General features: G+C 45.4%; 13 protein-coding genes and 2 tRNA genes. 7 read left to right on the forward strand and 8 right to left on the reverse strand.

Annotated features, from left to right (window positions below; translation table 11 throughout):
- Positions 1 to 32: 32 nt before the first annotated feature.
- The 3 genes from ACED36_RS14640 to ACED36_RS14650 form a co-directional block, all read right to left on the reverse strand.
- Positions 33 to 3,257 carry a glycoside hydrolase family 3 N-terminal domain-containing protein gene (locus ACED36_RS14640; RefSeq protein WP_371733473.1) on the reverse strand — a complete coding sequence of 1,075 codons (3,225 nt, stop codon included), beginning with the start codon at positions 3,255 to 3,257 and terminating at the stop codon, positions 33 to 35.
- 510 nt (positions 3,258 to 3,767) lie between these two features.
- Entirely contained in the window at positions 3,768 to 4,955 is a 1,188-nt protein-coding gene (gene manA, locus ACED36_RS14645; RefSeq protein WP_371733474.1) for a mannose-6-phosphate isomerase, class I, read from the reverse strand.
- A gap of 117 nt (positions 4,956 to 5,072) precedes the next feature.
- The gene (locus ACED36_RS14650; RefSeq protein ID WP_371733475.1) at positions 5,073 to 6,989 is read right to left on the reverse strand and encodes a fructose-specific PTS transporter subunit EIIC; all 1,917 of its coding nucleotides are present in this window, start codon (positions 6,987 to 6,989) and stop codon (positions 5,073 to 5,075) included.
- Between the two features lie 412 nt (positions 6,990 to 7,401).
- On the opposite strand from ACED36_RS14650, the gene ACED36_RS14655 reads away from it, so the two are divergent.
- Entirely contained in the window at positions 7,402 to 8,247 is an 846-nt protein-coding gene (locus ACED36_RS14655; protein ID WP_371733476.1) for a helix-turn-helix transcriptional regulator, read from the forward strand.
- A gap of 12 nt (positions 8,248 to 8,259) precedes the next feature.
- Here ACED36_RS14655 and ACED36_RS14660 read toward each other — a convergent pair whose 3' ends face one another.
- From ACED36_RS14660 to ACED36_RS14670, 3 genes are all read right to left on the reverse strand, one after another.
- Positions 8,260 to 9,030, reverse strand: a complete 771-nt coding sequence (locus ACED36_RS14660; RefSeq protein ID WP_371733477.1) for a PTS sugar transporter subunit IIA — start codon at positions 9,028 to 9,030, stop codon at positions 8,260 to 8,262.
- Complete coding sequence (locus ACED36_RS14665; RefSeq protein WP_026024063.1) at positions 9,027 to 9,329, reverse strand: PTS fructose transporter subunit IIB; 303 nt, start codon at positions 9,327 to 9,329, stop codon at positions 9,027 to 9,029. Before ACED36_RS14665 ends, ACED36_RS14660 begins: the two co-directional genes overlap by 4 nt.
- Before the next feature lie 87 nt (positions 9,330 to 9,416).
- On the reverse strand, positions 9,417 to 9,815 hold the full coding sequence (locus tag ACED36_RS14670) for a DUF5522 domain-containing protein (RefSeq protein ID WP_371733478.1): 399 nt from the start codon (positions 9,813 to 9,815) through the stop codon (positions 9,417 to 9,419).
- A 405-nt stretch (positions 9,816 to 10,220) separates the two neighbouring features.
- Between ACED36_RS14670 and ACED36_RS14675 the strand changes: the two genes are divergently transcribed.
- Positions 10,221 to 11,570, forward strand: a complete 1,350-nt coding sequence (locus ACED36_RS14675; RefSeq protein ID WP_371733479.1) for a dicarboxylate/amino acid:cation symporter — start codon at positions 10,221 to 10,223, stop codon at positions 11,568 to 11,570.
- Positions 11,571 to 11,653: 83 nt separating this feature from the next.
- Here ACED36_RS14675 and ACED36_RS14680 read toward each other — a convergent pair whose 3' ends face one another.
- Positions 11,654 to 13,054, reverse strand: a complete 1,401-nt coding sequence (locus ACED36_RS14680) for a phosphatase PAP2 family protein (RefSeq protein ID WP_371733480.1) — start codon at positions 13,052 to 13,054, stop codon at positions 11,654 to 11,656.
- 234 nt (positions 13,055 to 13,288) lie between these two features.
- Here ACED36_RS14680 and ACED36_RS14685 point away from each other — a divergent pair.
- Together ACED36_RS14685 and ACED36_RS14690 are read left to right on the forward strand one after the other, a co-directional pair.
- Positions 13,289 to 13,379, forward strand: a tRNA-Ser gene (locus ACED36_RS14685).
- An 85-nt stretch (positions 13,380 to 13,464) separates the two neighbouring features.
- The gene (locus ACED36_RS14690) at positions 13,465 to 14,784 is read left to right on the forward strand and encodes a tyrosine-type recombinase/integrase (RefSeq protein WP_016959215.1); all 1,320 of its coding nucleotides are present in this window, start codon (positions 13,465 to 13,467) and stop codon (positions 14,782 to 14,784) included.
- A gap of 285 nt (positions 14,785 to 15,069) precedes the next feature.
- Here ACED36_RS14690 and ACED36_RS14695 read toward each other — a convergent pair whose 3' ends face one another.
- Complete coding sequence (locus tag ACED36_RS14695) at positions 15,070 to 15,636, reverse strand: TetR/AcrR family transcriptional regulator (protein WP_016959214.1); 567 nt, start codon at positions 15,634 to 15,636, stop codon at positions 15,070 to 15,072.
- Between the two features lie 472 nt (positions 15,637 to 16,108).
- Between ACED36_RS14695 and ACED36_RS14700 the strand changes: the two genes are divergently transcribed.
- The 3 genes from ACED36_RS14700 to ACED36_RS14710 all read left to right on the forward strand — a co-directional run bounded on the left by ACED36_RS14700 (position 16,109) and on the right by ACED36_RS14710 (position 19,842).
- Positions 16,109 to 16,615 (forward strand): GNAT family N-acetyltransferase, encoded by a 507-nt coding sequence (locus tag ACED36_RS14700; protein ID WP_016959213.1) that lies wholly within the window; start codon positions 16,109 to 16,111, stop codon positions 16,613 to 16,615.
- Positions 16,616 to 17,088: 473 nt separating this feature from the next.
- Positions 17,089 to 17,165 (forward strand) — tRNA-Asp (locus ACED36_RS14705).
- 514 nt (positions 17,166 to 17,679) lie between these two features.
- Complete coding sequence (locus ACED36_RS14710; protein WP_371733481.1) at positions 17,680 to 19,842, forward strand: AAA family ATPase; 2,163 nt, start codon at positions 17,680 to 17,682, stop codon at positions 19,840 to 19,842.
- Positions 19,843 to 19,923: the final 81 nt, after the last annotated feature.

Consider the following 19,923-nt stretch of genomic DNA (forward strand, 5'->3'; position numbering starts at 1 on the left):
AAAACATAAACCGTTGCGTTATCGCGCCGGTATTACATCTCCAGCTTGATATTTCTCACTCGGTAAATAACCCCCGCTTGGGAAGCATCCCATTCCGCGAGTGTGGCGAAGGGTTTGTTTACTTTGGTGATGTCTAACGCGCCCGTATTGAGTTCCGACACTGGCACAGAGACTTGATGCCATTGGCCTGTTGCTAGGTTGCCAATGGGGTAATCGTTACCCGAACCCGTAGGGGATTCCATCTTCACGACCACGTTTTCACTTTGCGTTTCACCGGGACTCGCAGGTGAACCATAGCTTTCGATATAGATATCGAAGGTCAGGTTGCCAGACGTGAAGTTAATCAAGTTCTGCGTTTTCCCCTGCACTAAGGCGACGCCTTTGAAAAACTCTGGGCTGGCAGCGTCATAAGTCACAGTGAATTCATGGGTGTCATCAGACGGGTCATTCCCCGTGAGAACAAGGTGATCTTCAATGTTTGCCCATGTATCTGTTCTGGCTTGCCATGTGACAAGGTTTGGCTCCCAGATCTCCCACACATCGACGGTGTCACCTAACAATGGCGGCAGTGTCGGCGCTTTAAGCGCATCGCAACTGATGGCATCGTCGGCAGGGTCCACACTGTGCGGCACATAGCGGATCTCACCGAGGTTAAATTCCACGGCTTCATCGGCGTAGATCAGGAATGACGTATTCAGAATAGAGAATGCCATGCCTTCGTCGGCGAAACACTGAAGCGGAATTTTGATTGTGGTCCACTGGGTTTCATCTTGCGCTGTTGGCGCAGGAAGCACTTTGTTGATTGCCACTTGTCCTAAACATGGCCATTCACAATGCGTCGCGAGCACCATGCTTTGTGGCGCTTGTGATTTCATGTCGATATCAAACTGCAAGGTCGCATCAGCGTTGAGGTAGCCTTGCTTATCGACAACCTGTTGCTGCGGTGTTTGCATATACACCTGTGCAGGTGCTTCGCCGGTGAATTTCACATTGATCGCATCTTGTTGATGCAGGTGATCAATCGGTGTTGTGGTGATCGAACCAATGCTGGTGGGTGTGCCGTTGGAGATAGTGACACCGACCCAACCGTTAGATGAACCGGCAATGCGCGGGACAAATTCATCGGACGCGGAACGACCGTAAATTTCGAGGTTAGTGGTTGCCATACCGTCGTCTGGTGCATCAAGGCCGCAGCCATATTCACGCGGGTCGAGCGGCAAGTTGTCGAGATCAGTCTTGAGCTTGCTGCTCTTTTTCTTGTTGTAGGACAGGCCATAACCGTAAGCAAACAAGGGCGCGTGTTCGCCTTCAATGTCTTGCTCCATGTCTGGTGTTTCATAGTCCATCAGGTTAGGGGCTTTACGGTTGATTGTCGTTGCGCACTTTGTGCCCGGCCAAGAGAACGAGAGACGACCGCGGAAATCTGATTTTCCTTCGCCAAACAACACATCTGTGATGCCGCCAGCTTCCGTGCCCGGCAGCCATGCCGCGATGAAGGCATCAGAATGATTGATCTCTTCGTTCACATACAATGGACGACCAGAATAGAACACAGAAACCACGTTGAAGCCTTTTTCTTTTAACGATTTGATCAAACGAAGATCAGCGCCATAAGACGATTTCAAGGTGGCGTATTCGAGTGTTTTGGTGGGGTTGATGTCACCAAACATTTCGGCATACGGGTCTTCACCCATGACAACCACGGCAATCGCGTGTTCAGGCGCGGCATTCGCGTCGGTATACACGTTTTCCTCACCCACTTGTTGTTGCATCGCCATTAGCATGGTCGTTGCACCGGGGAAGTCATCTTCAAGGGTGTTTTCTGTGCCTTGCCACGTGAGTGACCAGCCACCTGTTTGTTTCTGAATATTGTGTGCGGCGCTACCCACCACGAGATAAGGTTGGTCGCTAGACAGAGGAAGTACTTTGTCGTTGTTTTTCAGCAGTACCAAGGATTGGCTAACGGCATCTCGTGCTAATTCGCGATGAGCATCAGAGCCAAGAACGTCTTGTTTGCCCGCAAGGCGTCGTAGCGATGGCTGAGGTTTATCCCATAAATTCGCACGCATTTTGACGCGAAGAATACGGGTGACCGCATCGTCGATACGAGACATAGGGATGGTGCCATCGTTAACTTGTGCAATGACATTGTTGTAGAATGCTTGCCAGTCTTTGCGCGCGGTGACCATAAAGATGTCATTGCCTGCCAACACGGCTTGTGGGCAGTTGCCAGCAGTACAGCCATTGATCTCGCTGTGACCGTTCCAATCTGTGACCACTAAGCCATCAAAGCCCATTTTGTCTTTCAGTACGTCATTAACAATGTACTTACTGCCATGAAGCTTCTTGTTGTAGTTATCTGTGCCCATCACGTCGTAGTTGGCATCATCGTTCCACGAGTTGAATGAGGTCATGACGACTTGTGCGCCCGCATCGAGGCCAGAAAAGTAACCCGTTGCGTGAATATTTCGCAGGTATTCTTCGGTGTACTGATTCTTTCCGCGGTCAACGCCCAGGCTGGTGCCGCCATCGCCAAGCCAGTGCTTCACATTAGAAATGACATGGCTTTCGCTTTTCAGGCCACTTGCGCCACCTTGTAAGCCTTCCACCATTTTGCCAGCGTACTGATAGATGATTTCTGGATCTTCAGAGTAGCCTTCATACACACGTCCCCAGCGGTAGTCGCGCGGTGCGGCAACGGTCGGGGCGAATGTCCAATCAAGGCCAGTGGCGGCAACTTCAAGGGCCGTCGCACTGCCAATCTGTTTGATCAGTTTCGGGTTGTTTGCCGCGCCGAGGCCGATGTTATGCGGAAAGACCGTTGCACGGAACACATTGTTGTGACCATGAACAGCATCGGTCGCCCACATAAATGGAATGCGAAAACCGCGATCGGCATAGGCATCTTCGAGAGCGAGATAGTATTTGTCGGCCTCGTCTACCCAATCTTGTGCACTGGCGTATTTGTTGCCATTAGGCCAGGCGCCGCCACCATTGAGAATCGAGCCGATCTTATATTCTGCGGCTTCTTGCGGTGTCACGCTGCGAAGATCGGGCTGGATCATTTGTCCGACTTTTTCTTCTAGCGTCATTTGCGCAAGAATTTCCGAGACACGGCTTTCAATTTCCGGATCTTTGGGAATTGCACTGTTTATTTGTGGCCAGTCTGGGAAGTAAGGCACTTTTGATTCTAAAAAGCAGCCAGACAGAATTGCCAGCGAAGTCATTCCTGACACGATGATTTTTCCTTTGAGCATATTGCCCCTCCGAGGGTTCTCATTTGTCTTGCGACCGTGTACTCAATATTCAGCCAGATACGAAAGCGCTTTCTTATTGGCCTGAATATATCCCTCGAGTACGTCGTTTGTTCGGCTACGTATGCGTTTTACGGCCACACGCCAGAACTCTGGACAAAGAGTAGGGGCAAATTCATACATTAAATATAGTAAAAGTGCGAAACATCTTAGCGTATATGTTCCGCGCAACACTTTCTCAATAAAGGGAATATAGGTGTTAAATTAAACACCACAAGCACAAGGTAAATATGAACTCAAACCGTGATGGCGTTTTTCTTGTCGTAAACAAAAAGGACACAAGGGCAGGGTGATGACTGAGTGACGCAGGGAGAGACACCAATGAGAAACGGGTATGACGAGAGAGCAAAAATAAAGAAGCCCAGCCTAAACCGGAGCTTCTTTAGCACTTAAGGTGTTGGGTTGGCCTGCTTAGGGGGAGTAAGCAGATCGATATTCATCACGATGAGCTATTCAGTTAAATGCGCGAGCAAATGTGCCGCTGCATGTCACCGCGTAATCACCCACAAACGCAGGAATAAACACAGATTCACCTTTTTGCAGCGTTACGGGCTCGCCACTGGCGTGTGAAACGGTCAAAGGGGCGTCAATCGCGAACAAAATTTCTGCGCTGGTGGTCTGGAGTGTTTCGTTCTCGGTGTCTTGATAAACGCCGAAGTTAAAATCTGGCACTGGAATAGGGTAAAGCAGTGCTTTGCCGCTGATTTCTGGCGCAAGAAGAATGGTGTCTTTCGGCATTGGCACGCAGCGGGTACAAGAAATCAACTCGGCCACGTCCATATGTTTAGGGGTTAAACCTGCGCGTAATACATTGTCTGAGTTCGCCATGATCTCAAGCCCTGTGCCTTTGATGTATGCGTGTGGCGTACAAGCATGCAGGAACATGGCTTCACCCGGCGCTAAAGTCAGGGTGTTCAGAATCAACGGCGAGAACAAGCCAATGTCGCCTGGGTATTGTTCTGCCAAAGTCAGTAGTAACGCGAACAATTCATCTGATTGGGACTCTGAAGCAAATGCGAGCAACTTGGTCACCGCTGCGTCTTTTTGTTCTCCTTCCAACGAAAGCAGCGCTTCAAAGAATGCGCTTAAGCCTTGCTCATTTTGGTTAGCATCCAGTGCCGCAACCAATATAGAAAGCTCATCAATATTCAGTTTGTGGAAGAAGGCTAAGATCTCCGCATAATCACGAAAACCATTCATCGCCGTGTATGACGTTAGCGCATAAACCAGTTCAGGCTTGTGGTTGGGATCTTTGTAATTACGAATGCCAGCAGAAAGAGGAATACCGGCCGCTTCTTCTTTGGCAAAGCCCGCTTCTGCTTGTGCTTTGCTTGGGTGAACTTGCACTGAGAGTGCTTTTTCTGCGCACAGTACCTTGAACAAATAAGGCAGTTCGCCAAATGTGTCTGCAGTTTCAGCACCAATGACGGCTGACATGTCTTTGTTGATGAAATCAGAAAGCAGGGTTTCTTTTCCATCGACAGTGATCTTGGAGCAGCCGTTTGAATGCGCGCCCATCCAGATTTCGGCTTGCGGTTTGTTGCCTGGGTTTGCAATGCCAAAAAGGGTATTCAGCGAGGTGTAGCTGCCCCAAGCATAATCTTGAATTACGTTATTCAATGGATAAAAGTATGCAGTCATTTTTCTTCTTCGAGTCTTCATTCAACTGGCGGAAAGTTTACCAGAAGTGAAACGGGGATTGATGCGTCAGCGCAAAAAAATCGCTCCCTGAATAAGAGGGAGCGAGAGATTCTTTGATTATGCAGCAGTCACAGTCGTGCTGTCTTGTTGCGCTTTTGCTTGACGCATTTTCTTCAGTGAAACGGCAACCAGAGCAGTCACAATGGCACCTGCGGCCATACAGGCAAGGGCAAGTACGGGTTTGTTCATCGCACCGAGCAGAGCAACAACTGGGCCACCGTGAGCAACACTGTTGGTAATGCCGAAGGAGAATGCCATCACTGCAGCAACCATTGAGCCGACTACGTTCGCTGGGATAACAGACATTGGATCTTGCGCCGCGAATGGAATCGCACCTTCAGAGATACCCACCAGACCCATTGCGCCAGACGCTTTACCTGCTTCAATTTCAGAGTCTTCAAAGATGTTGAATTTGCGACCAATCACAGTGGCTAGCGCCATACCGAGCGGTGCAACAGGGATAGCACAGGCCATCGCACCCATAAATTGTGTTTGACCGCTGGCAATCATGCCAACAGAGAACAGGAAGGCCACTTTGTTGAATGGGCCACCCATATCAAAGCCTGCCATGCCACCAAGAACGATACCAAGTAGGATCACGTTGCCAGAACTCATGTTAGTCAGCATGGTGTTCAAGCCTTCCATTAGACCCGCAATAGGCGCGCCGATAACGAAGATGAACAAACTCGCAATGAACAAGCTACCTGCAATAGGGGCAATCATAATCGGTACGAGAGGTTGAACGAACTTGTGATAGTTGCGAGTGGCAATCCATTTGACGAAGTAACCCACCAACAAACCCGCAACGATTGCACCAATAAAGCCAGTACCTGCTTCTGCACCGTAGAATGAGCCGTTGTTCGCAATCCAGCCACCAATCAAGCCTGGCGCCAAACCAGGGCGGTCAGCAATGGCATACGCGATGTAACCGGACAAGATAGGGATCATCAAGGTGAAGGCAACCACACCGACATCAAGCACTTTGTTCCAAAGGCTGCCTGCGGGTATCGCCATGCCTGCTTCGGTCGGTTGTCCGCCGATAGCCAGTGCCAGAGCAATCAACAGACCCCCTGTCACCACGAACGGGATCATGTGAGACACGCCATTCATCAGGTAGCGGTACAAATCAGAACGGGCTTGAGAGGCTTTGCTCTCGCCGGAGTTCGCGCTGGTATCGTCAGCAGATGCGACATATTTTGGCGCTTCTAGTGCCTGGTTGATCAAGCCCTTGGCGTCTTTAATTGGGGCTTTTACACCCGTCTTGATCAGGCGTTTACCCGCAAATCGAGCCATGTCGACTTGCTTGTCACAGCTGACAATAATCGCTTCGGCACGGGCAATCTCTTCATCGGTAGGGCTGTTTTTTACGCCAATCGAACCGTTGGTTTCTACTTTCATTTCAAAGCCAAGTGCCGCCGCGCCTTTTTCCAGCGCTTCCGCCGCAAGGTAGGTGTGTGCTACGCCAGCAGGGCAGCCTGTCACACCAATTAACAGGCCTTTGTTCGCTTCTGGTGAGTCTTCTTGGGCTTTTTTCTCTAGCAGCAAGGCCAGTGCTTGTTGTGGGTTTTCTGTTTGCATGAACTGATCGATAAAACCGTCTTCAATCAGTTTCGAAGAGAGTTCTGCCAGCACTTCAATGTGGTGATTTGCGCCGCCATCAGGTGATGCAATCATGAAAAAGAGTGTGGATGGTTGACCGTCTTCTGCGCCGTATTCAATGCCTTGACGACTGATGCCGATGGCAACAGCTGGCTCGATAACAGCGGCACTTTTCGCGTGAGGGAGCGCAACGCCGTCTTCAAATCCTGTGTTACCCAACTCTTCACGTGCATAGATATCGGCAAGAAATTGCTGCTTGTCGTTGACTCTGCCTTGAGCATGAAGCAGTTCGATCATCTCGATAAACACTGCGTCTTTGGTTGTCGCACTCAGGTTCAGGCAAATCAGATTTTCATTGATTAGCTTAGTAATCATGAAGTCACCCCTAAATGAATTGGTCTTATGATGGCGTTAGCCGATGAGACTATTTTCTGATGAATCACTGTTTGTCAGATAGAGGAAAGAAAAGGCATTTACTGGATATTTGTAACATCGAATGCAAGCTGTGATCTTATTCTCATTAAGAGATGATGTGAATTATGTGAGTTATTTTTACATTAAATATTTAAATACAATAAGTTATTGATGATTTTCAATGTCCGCATTAGTCAGTAAATTCCTGTGATGAGTGATTTTGCTAGAAATAAGTAACGCTTGATCTAACGTGGTGACGCGTTTTTTGTTGAGCTGGTTCACGCTATTGAGTCGTGACTTAGGGAATGGTTAGCGGCACTGACAGTGAGGCAGCATAATCGCCGCGTTATTGGTGTGGGATCGAGGGGAAAAGATGAGCCAGGTTTTTCATCTGCTTTTGGAAAATTTGTTATCAGAGCGTGAGCACTTCAATCGAATTTGGTTTGCGAGTGATCAAGTCACGCCGCCGCCATTCAGCTATCAGGTGAATTTTCCACGTTTAGAGTTAGTGATCAGTGGGGAATACCCCAACCAACTTGAAAACCCAGACAAGACCATTGGGGAAATGAAACTGTTGGCGGGTGATGCGTTATTTGTGCCACCCAATAGTTGGAACAAGCCCAACTGGGACACGGATTGCTCTGTGTTGAGCTTACTGTTTGGTCAGCGACAACTCGGTTTTAGCCTGGTCAGTAAAGCTAAAAATCAGCCCGGCTTTTATGATGTGCAGAAATTCAGTATTCAAACCCGTACCGGACACGCCATCGATCATATCCTCAGTGCGTTAAATACACTGGCGACAGAGCCTGTTCGCAAGCCGATGGATGAACACTTGCTGCATGCTTTGTTGAGTTATTGTCAGTTAATGTTGGCCTCGCCCGTGGCGGGAACACGCAACCGCGTGGAAGATCTTTATCAAGGTATTTGTATCTACATTCAGGAAAACTTTCACCGTCAGGTCACCCGAGAATCCATTGCGCAGCGCTTTAACATGACGCCAAACCATCTATCACGTTTGTTTCGTCAACAAGGGCATATGCGTATGGCGGATTACATTACGTGGGTGAGGATTGACCGCGCTAAGTTTATGCTTAAGCGTTACGATTTTCGCTTGAACGAGGTGGCTACGCGTTGCGGCTTTCAGGATGTGAATTATTTCTATCGCGTCTTTAAATCGAAAACGGGCATGACGCCGTCAGAGTATCGCGGGGCGAATTAGTGATTCAATGGGCTAGCGAAACGGAACGTTAAGGGCGTTTAAGATCAAGAGTTCAAGAATATCAGCGCTGTTGTTTTCGGTCAGATACGCGCAGAAATCTGCCTCAAGAAGCTGCTGAGAAAAGCCAGAGAAGGCCACTATAGATTCACGTACGGGCGGTGTTGGCAGCATCAATCCAATCACACAAGAGACAGTCCCCCGTTGAGACGCCCAATTTAAGGGAGCATGCGTAGTCGCTATCAGCAAATGCGCGTGTTTCACCTCAGGGGTCATTACATGAGGTAAAGCAACGCCATTTCCCATGCTCGTCGAAGAAACACTTTCCCGCTTATACAAGGCATCAAACAAGGTTTCTTGATTGCAGTTTTCATGCTTGGCGACCATCAAAGCAAACTGTGCCAGTAGGCCATGTTTGTCGAGTTCAGTGTCTCGTAGCCGATGGGTGACAAAATCAAAGGGCAGTGACTGATGATCGGTTGGTGTGATTGGCGCGGATGACTTTCCGCCGGATATCAGCGTGGCATGTTCGTCAATAAAATCGGTCAATACCATGGAAGCAAGTTCGGCATCGTTACCTTCAATTTGTAGCTGGCACAAATCACTGGGTAATGCACTTAGGCTGAGGATGTGCATTGGCTGTTCGGCATTGGCGGATTTACGTTGCGACAAATTGACAAAAATAGTGACTGATCGAAAATGCCCCGCCAAGGTTCTCAAGCGGTTCAGCCTCCATGCTGGCAGCCCTTCTTCACCAATAAAGAAGGTGATCCGTCGGGTGATCATAAACGTTTGCAGCGCTCCAACACAGAGATTGGGTCAGTCAGCACTTCTTCAATCGTCACACAGTGGATTTTGCTTCCTGAAAATCGGGCGCGATCTTCAATCTCGATGTCTGATGCGATCAGCACGACATCGGCGCGGGCAATATCTTGAATACTGAGTGGGTTCTCAATGCCCATGGCGCCTTGAGTCTCCACATTGATATGAATACTCGATTGCAGCGCGGCTTTTTTTAGCTCAGCGGCGGCCATGTAAGTGTGGGCAATGCCTGTCGGGCAGGCGGTGACAGCGACTATCTTCATTATGATTATTTCGGCGTTTTTTGAGTGAAAAGTGAATAAAGCAAAAGGACGCGAATTGTCGTCGAAGAAATCCTTTCCGTCAGTGACTTAGCCCACGTTGTTATAACGATCTTCCTGGTTGATAGGCAATTCGGACGATTTGCCGAATGGACAATGCCGACAACCATTGCCACAGCAGGTTCCGCGCTTTAAGTGGTACCAAGCGGAAAACACCATAAAGCCGTTTTCCATCGTGTAGTCGAGTTCTTCGATGAGATGAGGGCTATTTGCGTAAGGTTTGGCTAGTCGAATGAGTTCGTTAGTGCTGTAGGTTTGATAGACCTCACCGAGCTGGGTGTTTATTTTCTTCGCCAGACAAGCAGCGCAAAGGCAAGACAGATTAGCGGTATCGCTAACCGGAACGATGTTGGGGTATTGCATACACCAGCAGCTGCCGGAGTTAGCAGTGCAAGAAAGTGCGTCTCCGCACTCAGGACAATGGCTCATGACGACTATGCAGTTTGGAAAAGAGAGCCATTGTAACGCAATAAGCCGTAATCATCTTGTCCCATCGCGGTATTCGTTGTTTCATATTTGGGCTCAATTTTGATGGGGTCCGTAGACCCAATTTAACCTTCCATTAACAAAATATGTCGAATGAATCAATATTGAGACAACGTTATTTTTCGATTCAGGATATATATATTGCCTGTTATGAAAGGTCCTGACATTAGTCTCTATATTTGGTTAATTTTTAAGCTGATCTCGCCTCTTTGTTATGTAGTGAATGGAATATCACTCCATAGTGACTAATTATTCAAAGGTCGGCTCGTTAGCAAACGCTTATTGCCATTAGTAAGACAAAAGAAAGGGGTTTCATGACTGGAATTTATACATAGTCATGGAGGCAATATGGTAAATGCAAAAACAAATGGTGATGGCAAAATGAGCCTGACTGCCAAGGTTGTTATCGGCTTGGTCGCCGGTATTATTCTTGGTTTAGCAATCAATATTTTTGGGTTGAATCCTGCTGGTGGATTCGTCGATACCTATATCACAAACGGTTTGTTCCACGTTGTGGGCAAAATGTTTGTGAACGCGTTAAAAATGATGGTTGTTCCGCTCGTACTCTTCTCTTTGATTTGTGGTGTGTGCGGGATTGGTGACATCAAAATGCTTGGCCGTGTGGGGAGTAAGTCCTTCGGTCTTTACCTGCTAACAACTGCCATCGCCATTGCACTTGCGATTGGTGTGTCAGCACTAAGTGGTATCGGCTCTGGCATGAACATGGTTGCCGACGTTGCCTTTACGGGTAAAGATGCGCCACCGCTTTCACAAGTCCTGATCGATATCATTCCAAATAACCCAATCAGTGCGTTGTCAGAAGGTGAAATGCTTCAAATCATCTTCTTCGCCATCTTGATGGGTGTGTGTATTTTGATGGTCGGTAAGCCGGCTAAAAAAGTCGTCGAACTGGTCGAAGTTTTGAACGAAGTGATGATGAAGATGGTTACCGTCATCATGGAAATCGCGCCTTACGCAGTTTTCTGTTTGATCGCAAAAGCCATGGCAAGCCTAGGTTTGGCACTCTTCGCTGAATTGATTGGTTATGTTGTTGTGCTGATCGGCGTACTGATGATTCACCTCTTTGTTGTTCTGCCGACTTTCCTCAAAATATTCACTGGTCTGAATATCGTAACCTTCATGAAGAAAGTGCGCAGCATGCAAGTGTTCGCATTCAGTACCGCGAGTTCTAACGCCACGATTCCTGTCACACTGCGTACAGTGACTCAGCGTTTAGGTGTGAAGAACTCTGTAGGGTCATTTACCGTTCCTTTCGGCGCCACCATTAATATGGATGGCACGGCGATCATGCAAGGTGTGGCGACCGTGTTCATTGCGAACATTTATGGCGTTGACCTTGGTATTGCAGGTTACCTCACTGTGATCGTGATGGCTGTATTGGCCTCTATCGGTACGGCGGGTGTGCCGGGCGTTGGCTTGATTATGCTTTCGATGGTATTCGCTCAGGTAGGTCTACCACTGGAAGGTATCGGCCTGATCCTTGGTGTTGACCGTCTGCTCGATATGGTTCGTACTGCGGTGAACGTCACCGGTGATGCAACCGTGAGTTGTATTGTCGCGAAAAGTGAAGGCAAGCTTGACGAATCAGTCTTCAACGATCCAAATGCAGGCGCTGTTTTCGACGTTGAAATTGATCATGACGCTGAGAAAGAGCTAGCATCTGCTGCTAAAGACTAACGTCAACACGTTTTAATCAAAGAGCGCCCATAGGCGCTCTTTTTTTGTGCTTAATGGGCGGAGAATTTGAATTAAATCGTCTCTCACTTTCCTTGTATCGCTCCCCATTTGGGCACTGCCCAACCTAACCAAATCGCCAACAAGGCAGCACTGAGAGTGTATGAGGCCAATATTTCTATGCTGGAGTTAGATATCTGACCCACCCCTAAAATGATTGCAGCCAACGCTGACATACCCGCAAGCGTCACGAGAAAGCCTTTTATACCCATCGGCGCAGTGAGACGCTCTTGTTGGTGTCTGGCAAGACAAAGTACTGCTGAAAACGTGAATGAAAAAGCAGCGCAATAAAGAAACGTTGGCTGAATTTGGGTTAAAGCAAAAGGAATGATGATTGCGCCTAACCCAAACCAAAGTCGAACTGAGAGTAAACGACGTGCAAGATGCTGCGCGACAAGTACCACCAATACGCCAATAACCGCCCCTGCGATAACGTCGGTGACATAGTGCACACCAAGATAAACACGGCTTAAGGCAACGAGAACGGCGGGTACGAGCCAAATCACGCGTGTTGTTTTTCGTGCTCGATTAATCCATGTGGACACCAAACCCCATACAGCAAAGGCAGTTGCGGTATGCCCACTAGGAAAAGCGAAACCGGATGCAGCGCCTAATTGTAATTCAGGGATGACATAAAACGGACGTGGGACGCCAAAGAACAGTTTGCCGAATGACACCACGACGGTGACCAGTATTGTCACCAGTAACACTTCGGCGACACGCTTTAATCCGCCTGTTGCCATCGCGATGGGGATCAACACAAAGAACAAGACGCCACTGCCAAGTGCGGAAGCGTAATCGAGCAGCGTGGCCATTGTCTTGGCAATTGGCTTGGGTAGCGCGTGAATGGCATTTTGAAAACGTTGGTTGATGCCTGCATTCCACACATCAAAAGGTGAGGCGAGGGCGCTAAAATCATCGAACTCTTGAATAGGGCTGGGCGTGGCTCTTTTCAGTAAAGCAGGGAACATTTCGACTTGTTCCGGGAAGCGAGCATTGTCTAGCATCTCTTGGTTGGGTTTCATCAAGAAGACCGAGCGAACTTCGCGGGCGAAGTGTTCAGCCTGCCAAGCTGCCACTGCGGCTTTTTCTGCTTCAGCTGTTGTTTTGAGTACAGGAATGGGGGAGGTCGCACGGCAATCAAACAATACGGCTTTACCCATTCTGGCGATTTCGCCAACGGCTTCGACGTCTATTCCCGTTTCTTCTAGGGTTTCCCGAATGGCGGCATCAGCGGGATTGTCGCTGTCCACATAGCCACCTGGAATAGCAATGCGATTATTCAGAATATCTCGGGTGACCAACACGCGTCCTTGGTCGTCAGAGACAAGGCAAGCCGCCCCTTTTATCGTTTTATCCGTTTCTTGGGCAAACGAGGTGGAAAGCGTCAAAAGTGACAGTAAAGCGACAAGAAGGTAATGGTGCATCTGAATGCTCTTAAAGGGTTTCCGAGACGGCTATTGTAGCGGAGTCATGATATCGATGCCTGAACAGATTTTCATTCTGATCAATGCGTTAATTTTTTATTTTTAAGATGTTGGTTTTTGACACATATAGAGAGAAGTGACGTGGTTTTGCTGGCTTTTTGAGCGGTTGAGTTATTTGTAGTAGAAAAGGGGTTTACACACCCTGTGTTGGCCGTTAATATTCGCGGCAACAACGGAGAGATGGCTGAGTGGTTTAAAGCACCGGTCTTGAAAACCGGCGAGGGTTTATAGCCCTCCTAGGGTTCAAATCCCTATTTCTCCGCCAAATTAAAAGATTAAACCGCTGTTTTTACAGCGGTTTTTTTGTATCTGTACTATCGAAAATCACCTTGCACAGAAAGGTGGCACAGATGTACTTATTAAGACTTCCAAACAGCGTGTACTATACTCGTATCGCTACTCCACTTTCACTCCGTGAAAGTGGTTATCCTAACGAACTAAAATTCTCCCTACTGACTCGTGAGCGTAAAACCGCTTATCGTCGAAATGTTGAGCAAGTTCAATTACTTCATGCCTTGTTTGAGAAAGCCATTGCGCTCTCTTTAACGATTGTCGAGTTTAAAACTGAACTGGCTGAGTCGATTAACACCCTACGAGCCGCTTATAGCGCACAACCTGAAACTCAAACCAAAGCCCCTAAGCTTGTGGTAGATCCTTCACCAAAAATAAAAATCTCTGCACCCTTACCTGTTATTACGTCAAGTACACTCTCTGAATTTATCCAATCTAAGAAATTAGAAGGTGTAACACAACTCACCCTTACTCAGTTAGAGCAACGGTGTAATGATTTTTTAGGCTATCTAAAAGAATTAAATGCAGATAAGCCCACCAATAGCATAGCAATGCACTATCGAGACCGATTACTCAAACGAAAATTAAGCAGCAAAACATTAAAAGACTACATTGCGGCAAATAGACAGTTTTTTAATTGGTGTTTGGCTCATGAGCTTATTACAGCTAATCCATTTGCTGTCGTCAAAACATCCTCTAAAAATGCAAAGAGTGCTCAAGAGCAGCGACAACGTTGGAAAAATGAGGATTTACAGAAGCTATTCTCAAACGACGCTTATCGCAAACAAAACACAGACTTTAAGTGGATAACCTTATTGATGCTTTATCAAGGTTGCAGGCCGTCAGAAGCTTGTCAGCTTCAAGTTCGGGATATCAAACAAGGCGAACTGCCTTGCATTCAGTTCTCGGACTCTGGTGACGCTCAGAAGCTGAAAAACCAATTATCTAATCGAACCGTACCCATTCATCAAACATTGTTAGAGATGGGCTTTTTAGCCTTTGTGAAAGCTCGCCAGCGAGCAAAAGAAACACAGCTATTTAATGTAAAGCCTCGCGGTGCAGATAATGATTGGTCAAAGGATTATAGAAAGACCTTCGGCAATATTCTTAATGACGTGGGATTTAAAGCAGGACAACGCGCAACCGCCTATTCATTCCGTCATACCTTTATTGATGAGTTAAAACGTGCGAATGTCGAAGAGCATGTGGTTTCTGAAATTGTAGGCCATAAGCATCAAAACATGACTTATGGAAGATATGGTAAACGACTGAAGCCAGAGCAGCTTGTAGAGGCCGTAAATCTATTTCGTTTAGACGACATGATATCACCTGAGTGCATAGATGGCATTGAGGACAACCTCAAAATAGGCGTTCACTGAAAGTGTGACGACAATGCAACCCGCTGCGCTATCGTCACACTTTTGCTACGCAAAAGATGCACGATATCTGCGGGCAAGAGGAAGCCTCTTGACTCCTAGCCCACCAAGTGTCGGCAGATCGCATTATTTGACTTATTTTTTCTTATAACACATTTTCAATCACTGGTTAGAAGCGTGGTAATTTGGCTAGATAACGTGCAGTGCCCCCATTTTTAGTTAGACAAATTGAGGGATTTTACTTTCTCTACATCAGCAACAATGGGATGAAAATCTATCGCTTCTTACTCAAAGACCAAACAATAATAGCTGTTTTTGAATAAAGCGATCCTTGATTTCCATTAGCGGATAATCGTCTTTGGCAAATAAATAGTTCAGAGCGATACCGTCAATCTCAGCAATGATCGAATGACTATCAACTTGAGGTTCCGACGCTGGGATTTTCACCAAAATCTCGACAAACGAATCCATCATTAGCTGATAACGATCTTCAAACAGATCTTTCAATAGATCTCTTGTCGCTGGCTGACATAAAATTTGAAAATCTAACCGATAATACAACTTATGCTCTGGAGAGGCCATTGAGGTGAAAATCGCGTCAAGGTAGTTGACCAATTTTTCTTTAGGGCTTAATACCTCACTGTTAGCAAGACTCCCGTCACTCACTTCATTAACGATCTCTGCCATACGCATAAATACTTCTTTGAGTAGGCCCTCTTTATTTTTAAAGTGGTGGAAAACCAAACCTTTTGAAACCTCAGAATGCTCACAAATCGTAGACACTGAAGTTTTTTCATATCCAATAGTGCCAAATAATTCGATTGCAGACTCAATGATTTGTTTTTTCTTATCCATATATCTTACCCATAGAAGTGTATGACCTTCTTAAAACTGACTGAACGGTCAGCTATGTGATGTGCACTATATCGGGGACGTCATTTAAATTCAACCCTCATTTAAATAGTACTGTTCTCGAACGGATTGCTCTCTTGGTCGTTAGAGTAATCTCACCGAAAAAATTTGACATATCTTTCAAAGCTCAATAGTATTCACCCATCAAGCTGACCGACCAGTCAGTCAATTTAAAAAAATACGTAATCCATTATCCTAAAAGAGACTAGGAATAATACCAATATCACTAATTATATGATCTATTTATCACGTAGGAAAATCACCTAAGAGTAAGACAAACATTCTTATAAGTAGTTATTCTACAATAATTTTTAACGCAACTATTACGTTATTTATCCAGTAATAATGATCAGATAATTGATGTAATTGGTATAAGGCAAAAATCACTTTACGAAATAAAAGAGGAGAATAAAAAATGAAAACACCTTACGAAATTCAGTATGAAACATTCACAATAGCAGGCGGGCTTTATAATGAAGGGCACGCTAAATTATACGCAAAGTTTGCAGACGACCTTATTGCTGATGGTAGTTACTCCATCGTTTACGAAGGTGTTGCACACGCATGTTATACCCCAATTACCATTGATACAGCACCGCACTTGAAGTGTTACGTGGTTGCGCCTTTAGCTGTACTTCCAGAATATCAGCGCCAAGGCTACGCCACTCGTCTGATGGAAAAAGCGGAACAAGAGCTTAAGCCAGACGTGGTATTTATCATGGGCGAGGTTCACCACTATGCTCGACGTTACAATACACCACATAAAGTTGGTTTGCCTGTTGAGACATTAGCACCATTAGAGAATTGGTTTGCACTAGAGTTAACTAATGGTGCACTTGACGGCGTTGGTGAGTCAACGTCAAGTATGACAGGTCCTTATACTGCCCCTCATATCTGGGCGCACCCTAGCGAACAAGCTTAAGCTGTAGTAGCCTACAAAAATTAATCACTCACTTAGATCTTTTTCCATACTTCTGGTAATTTATAGTACGCTAAATTAGCAAAGCCACTGATACACTTCTATCCAAAGTGAGTTTAAACAGGTCATGGCGAAACGTTAGTTTGTTAGCAATATTTGTTCCGAACAAACATTACTAACAAACTAACTTACTGAACATTGACCGATGCATCCTCAAACATATAATGCAAACAATCCGCATTTCCCTTAATTTACCCATAAAACCGCAAACATCAGATAAATAATCGGATTTCCTTGACGGTTAACTGTTTTATCGCTATTAATATGTACTAGACATACGGTTAAATTGATTTTTGATAAAAACAGATAACTCATTGTAATTACAGCACTTTTGATTGATAGGTGTAGCATTCAAATCCCTATTTCTCCGCCAAATTCTAGAAGTTGGGTTGTAAAACCGGATTTCATACAGAATTGGAGCGGTAGTTCAGTTGGTTAGAATACCGGCCTGTCACGCCGGGGGTCGCGGGTTCGAGTCCCGTCCGCTCCGCCAACACAACGAAGCCTCGTCAGCAATGACGGGGCTTTTTTGTATGTGTTCAATTTGGGTTTGGGACTCTCACTAGCCTTCGGCTTGAGTCCCGCTGGTGCGCCAGCCCGGCCGCTCCGCCAACACAACGAAGCCTCAGCAGAAATGCTGGGGCTTTTTTGTATGTACTGAACTTGGGTTTGGGACTCTCACTAGCCTACGGCTTGAGTCCCGCTGGTGCGCCAGCCCGGCCGTTCCGCCAACACAACGAAGCCTCAGCAGAAATGCTGGGGCTTTTTTGTATCTGAAATTTAAGTTAAGTAAATGGACTCTTGAGCCTTCGGCTTGAGTCCCGCTGGAAGGTTTGCCAGTGTGCTAAGAGCGGTTTAGGTCGATCACTCTAAACGGTTTATGCCCCAAATCTTGTTAGTCTAATTTTATATCTCAATTCATCAATCAGTTATTTGACCAACATTTTCTAATCAATGTAATGTGTCAGTAGAGTCTACGGAACATTATGATTTATTGGGGAAAACCAGTGTTAACTGATATTGTGCTAGAAAATGTAGCGAGCTACAGGTCAAAAAGTGAGCTGAAGACTGACAAAAAAGTCAATTTAATTTATGGACTGAACGGGTCAGGAAAAAGTACTTTTTCAAACTATTTTTATAATCCCGAAAGTACAAAATATCAGCAGTGCTCTCACCGTGGATCTGGTGATACGGTTCTCGTTTACAACCAAAAATTCATCCAAGATAACTTCTATGCAAAAGATACTCTTAACGGTATTTTTAGCCTATCTAAGGAAAATAAAGAAGCGAAAGAGAAGGTAGAGGCAATTACTCTTGAGTTGGAGAAAATTGCTAAAGATAAGCAGCAGATCCAAAAAGAAATTGGTGAACAATGTTCTAAGATTAATGACGCAAAGGAGAAGGCGCAGAAGAAAATTTGGGAAATTAAAACCAACTATGCAGGTGGGGATCGAGTACTTGAATTTTGTCTGAAAGGCAAAATGGGCGGTAAAGAGCCACTTTTCAACCATCTTTGCTCTATACCCCTACCCGCATCTAAACCATCTAAGACAATTGCAGATCTCAAAGAAGAAGCAAATGCTATAGATGGTGATACTGCAATTAAACACTCTGTTCTTAGTAAGCTAGGCATGTTTGATTTATCTGCTGATGACTTAGCTTCGTTAAATGAAATCATTGTAGGTAGCGAAGACAGTCCAGTTGCAAAACTTATCGGGAAGCTTAAAAACTCTGACTGGGTAAGTGAAGGTCTTAAATATCTCGATCAAATCGAGGGTTCTCAGTGTCCTTTCTGTCAATCAGAGACGATTACAGAACATCTAGCCGAACAAATTCGTGGCTATTTTGACGAGTCATACCAAAACAGCGTGAATGAAGTTAAAGCAATTCAGGCTCGTTACAGCACAATAGTTGAGAGTATTCCAAGCCTAGACGATTATAAAGTAACTCAATTCTCTACAGACTATATAGCTCAATTAAATGAACATTACGCTAAACTATCTAGAGATGCAGAAGCTAATCTTAAGCTAATCAAGAAAAAAGTTTCAAATCCTAGTCTACAAGTCATTTTGACCGATGTTTCTGAATCTGTTGAAGCATTTAACCTTGTTGTTGACTCGATTAATAAACTTATAAGTGAACATAATGCTAAGTTCGATAACTCCGCAAATGAATTAACCAAAATTAGGGCTGATTTTTGGCGAATATTACGATACGAATATGACCAAACAATCAGCAATTTCAATGATGTTCAAAAAGATGCTAACAAGGTCATCGCTGAAAAAACTAAAGAGGAAGCTGAAAAAGTAGCTCTAGAAGAAGCAAAGGACGTTGAAAGGGCTGAGCATCAAAAATCAACTGTAAATATTGATGATGCGATAGTCAGTATTAACCAAGGTTTAACGGATATTGGCATAACAGGCTTCTACATAGAGAAGTATGAAGGTGACTTGTATCGCTTAGTTCGTACTGACTCTAACTCGAAAATCTTTTCATCACTAAGTGAAGGTGAAAAGATGATTATCAGCTTCTTGTATTTTAGAGAGTTATTCAAAGGGAAGCGGAACGCGACAGAAGGACAAGTGAAAAAAGTCGCTATTATTGACGATCCAGTATCAAGCTTGTCACACATCTTTGTCTATAACATAGGTCAATTAATCAAGAGTGATTTTTTTAATTCAGAAGACATTGAGCAAGTATTTGTCTTAACTCATAGCTTATACTTTTTCTATGAACTTGCTGATGCGAATCACAATAGAAGGAAAGAAAATCAAAATTTATACCGTCTATCGAAGAACGCAAACGGTAGTTCAATTAACTCAATGAAATATGAAGAAGTGCAAAATGACTACCAATCATATTGGTCGGTAATTAATGATGATAAACAACCACCTGCTTTAATTGCTAACTGTATGAGAAATATTATTGAATATTTCTTTAACTTCGTGCAGAAAGCCGATCTAAGTAATGTGGTTCAAAAACCTGAATTGAAGAATCCAAGATTTCAGTCATTTGTACGTTACATCAATCGCGAATCGCATTCATTAGGTCAGAATATCTTCGATTTTAAGGAGTTTGATTACCACGATTTTAAAGAGGGCTTTAGACTGGTTTTTGAACAGACAGGCTATCCTGAACACTATGAAAAAATGTCCAGAATTAGGACCTAACGCTAGCAAAGGCCACGTACAGGTGGTGTTTCCGTAAAAAGTGGGCGAACTTGGGTACTTCAGCTAGTGCTTAAGTTGCCA

Origin of the sequence: Enterovibrio sp. FF113 (assembly GCF_041439165.1) — a bacterium.
Taxonomy (GTDB): domain Bacteria; phylum Pseudomonadota; class Gammaproteobacteria; order Enterobacterales; family Vibrionaceae; genus Enterovibrio; species Enterovibrio norvegicus_A.

Bases quoted from the DNA above. Each gene is read 5' to 3' on its own strand.
- ACED36_RS14650 (WP_371733475.1), bottom strand. From the start codon at position 6,989: ATGATTACTAAGCTAATCAATGAAAATCTGATTTGCCTGAACCTGAGT.
- ACED36_RS14640 (WP_371733473.1), bottom strand. From the start codon at position 3,257: ATGCTCAAAGGAAAAATCATCGTGTCAGGAATGACTTCGCTGGCAATT.
- ACED36_RS14690 (WP_016959215.1), top strand. From the start codon at position 13,465: ATGTACTTATTAAGACTTCCAAACAGCGTGTACTATACTCGTATCGCT.
- ACED36_RS14695 (WP_016959214.1), bottom strand. From the start codon at position 15,636: ATGGATAAGAAAAAACAAATCATTGAGTCTGCAATCGAATTATTTGGC.
- ACED36_RS14680 (WP_371733480.1), bottom strand. From the start codon at position 13,054: ATGCACCATTACCTTCTTGTCGCTTTACTGTCACTTTTGACGCTTTCC.
- ACED36_RS14700 (WP_016959213.1), top strand. From the start codon at position 16,109: ATGAAAACACCTTACGAAATTCAGTATGAAACATTCACAATAGCAGGC.
- manA (WP_371733474.1), bottom strand. From the start codon at position 4,955: ATGACTGCATACTTTTATCCATTGAATAACGTAATTCAAGATTATGCT.
- ACED36_RS14670 (WP_371733478.1), bottom strand. From the start codon at position 9,815: ATGAGCCATTGTCCTGAGTGCGGAGACGCACTTTCTTGCACTGCTAAC.
- ACED36_RS14675 (WP_371733479.1), top strand. From the start codon at position 10,221: ATGGTAAATGCAAAAACAAATGGTGATGGCAAAATGAGCCTGACTGCC.
- ACED36_RS14665 (WP_026024063.1), bottom strand. From the start codon at position 9,329: ATGAAGATAGTCGCTGTCACCGCCTGCCCGACAGGCATTGCCCACACT.
- ACED36_RS14660 (WP_371733477.1), bottom strand. From the start codon at position 9,030: ATGATCACCCGACGGATCACCTTCTTTATTGGTGAAGAAGGGCTGCCA.
- ACED36_RS14655 (WP_371733476.1), top strand. From the start codon at position 7,402: ATGAGCCAGGTTTTTCATCTGCTTTTGGAAAATTTGTTATCAGAGCGT.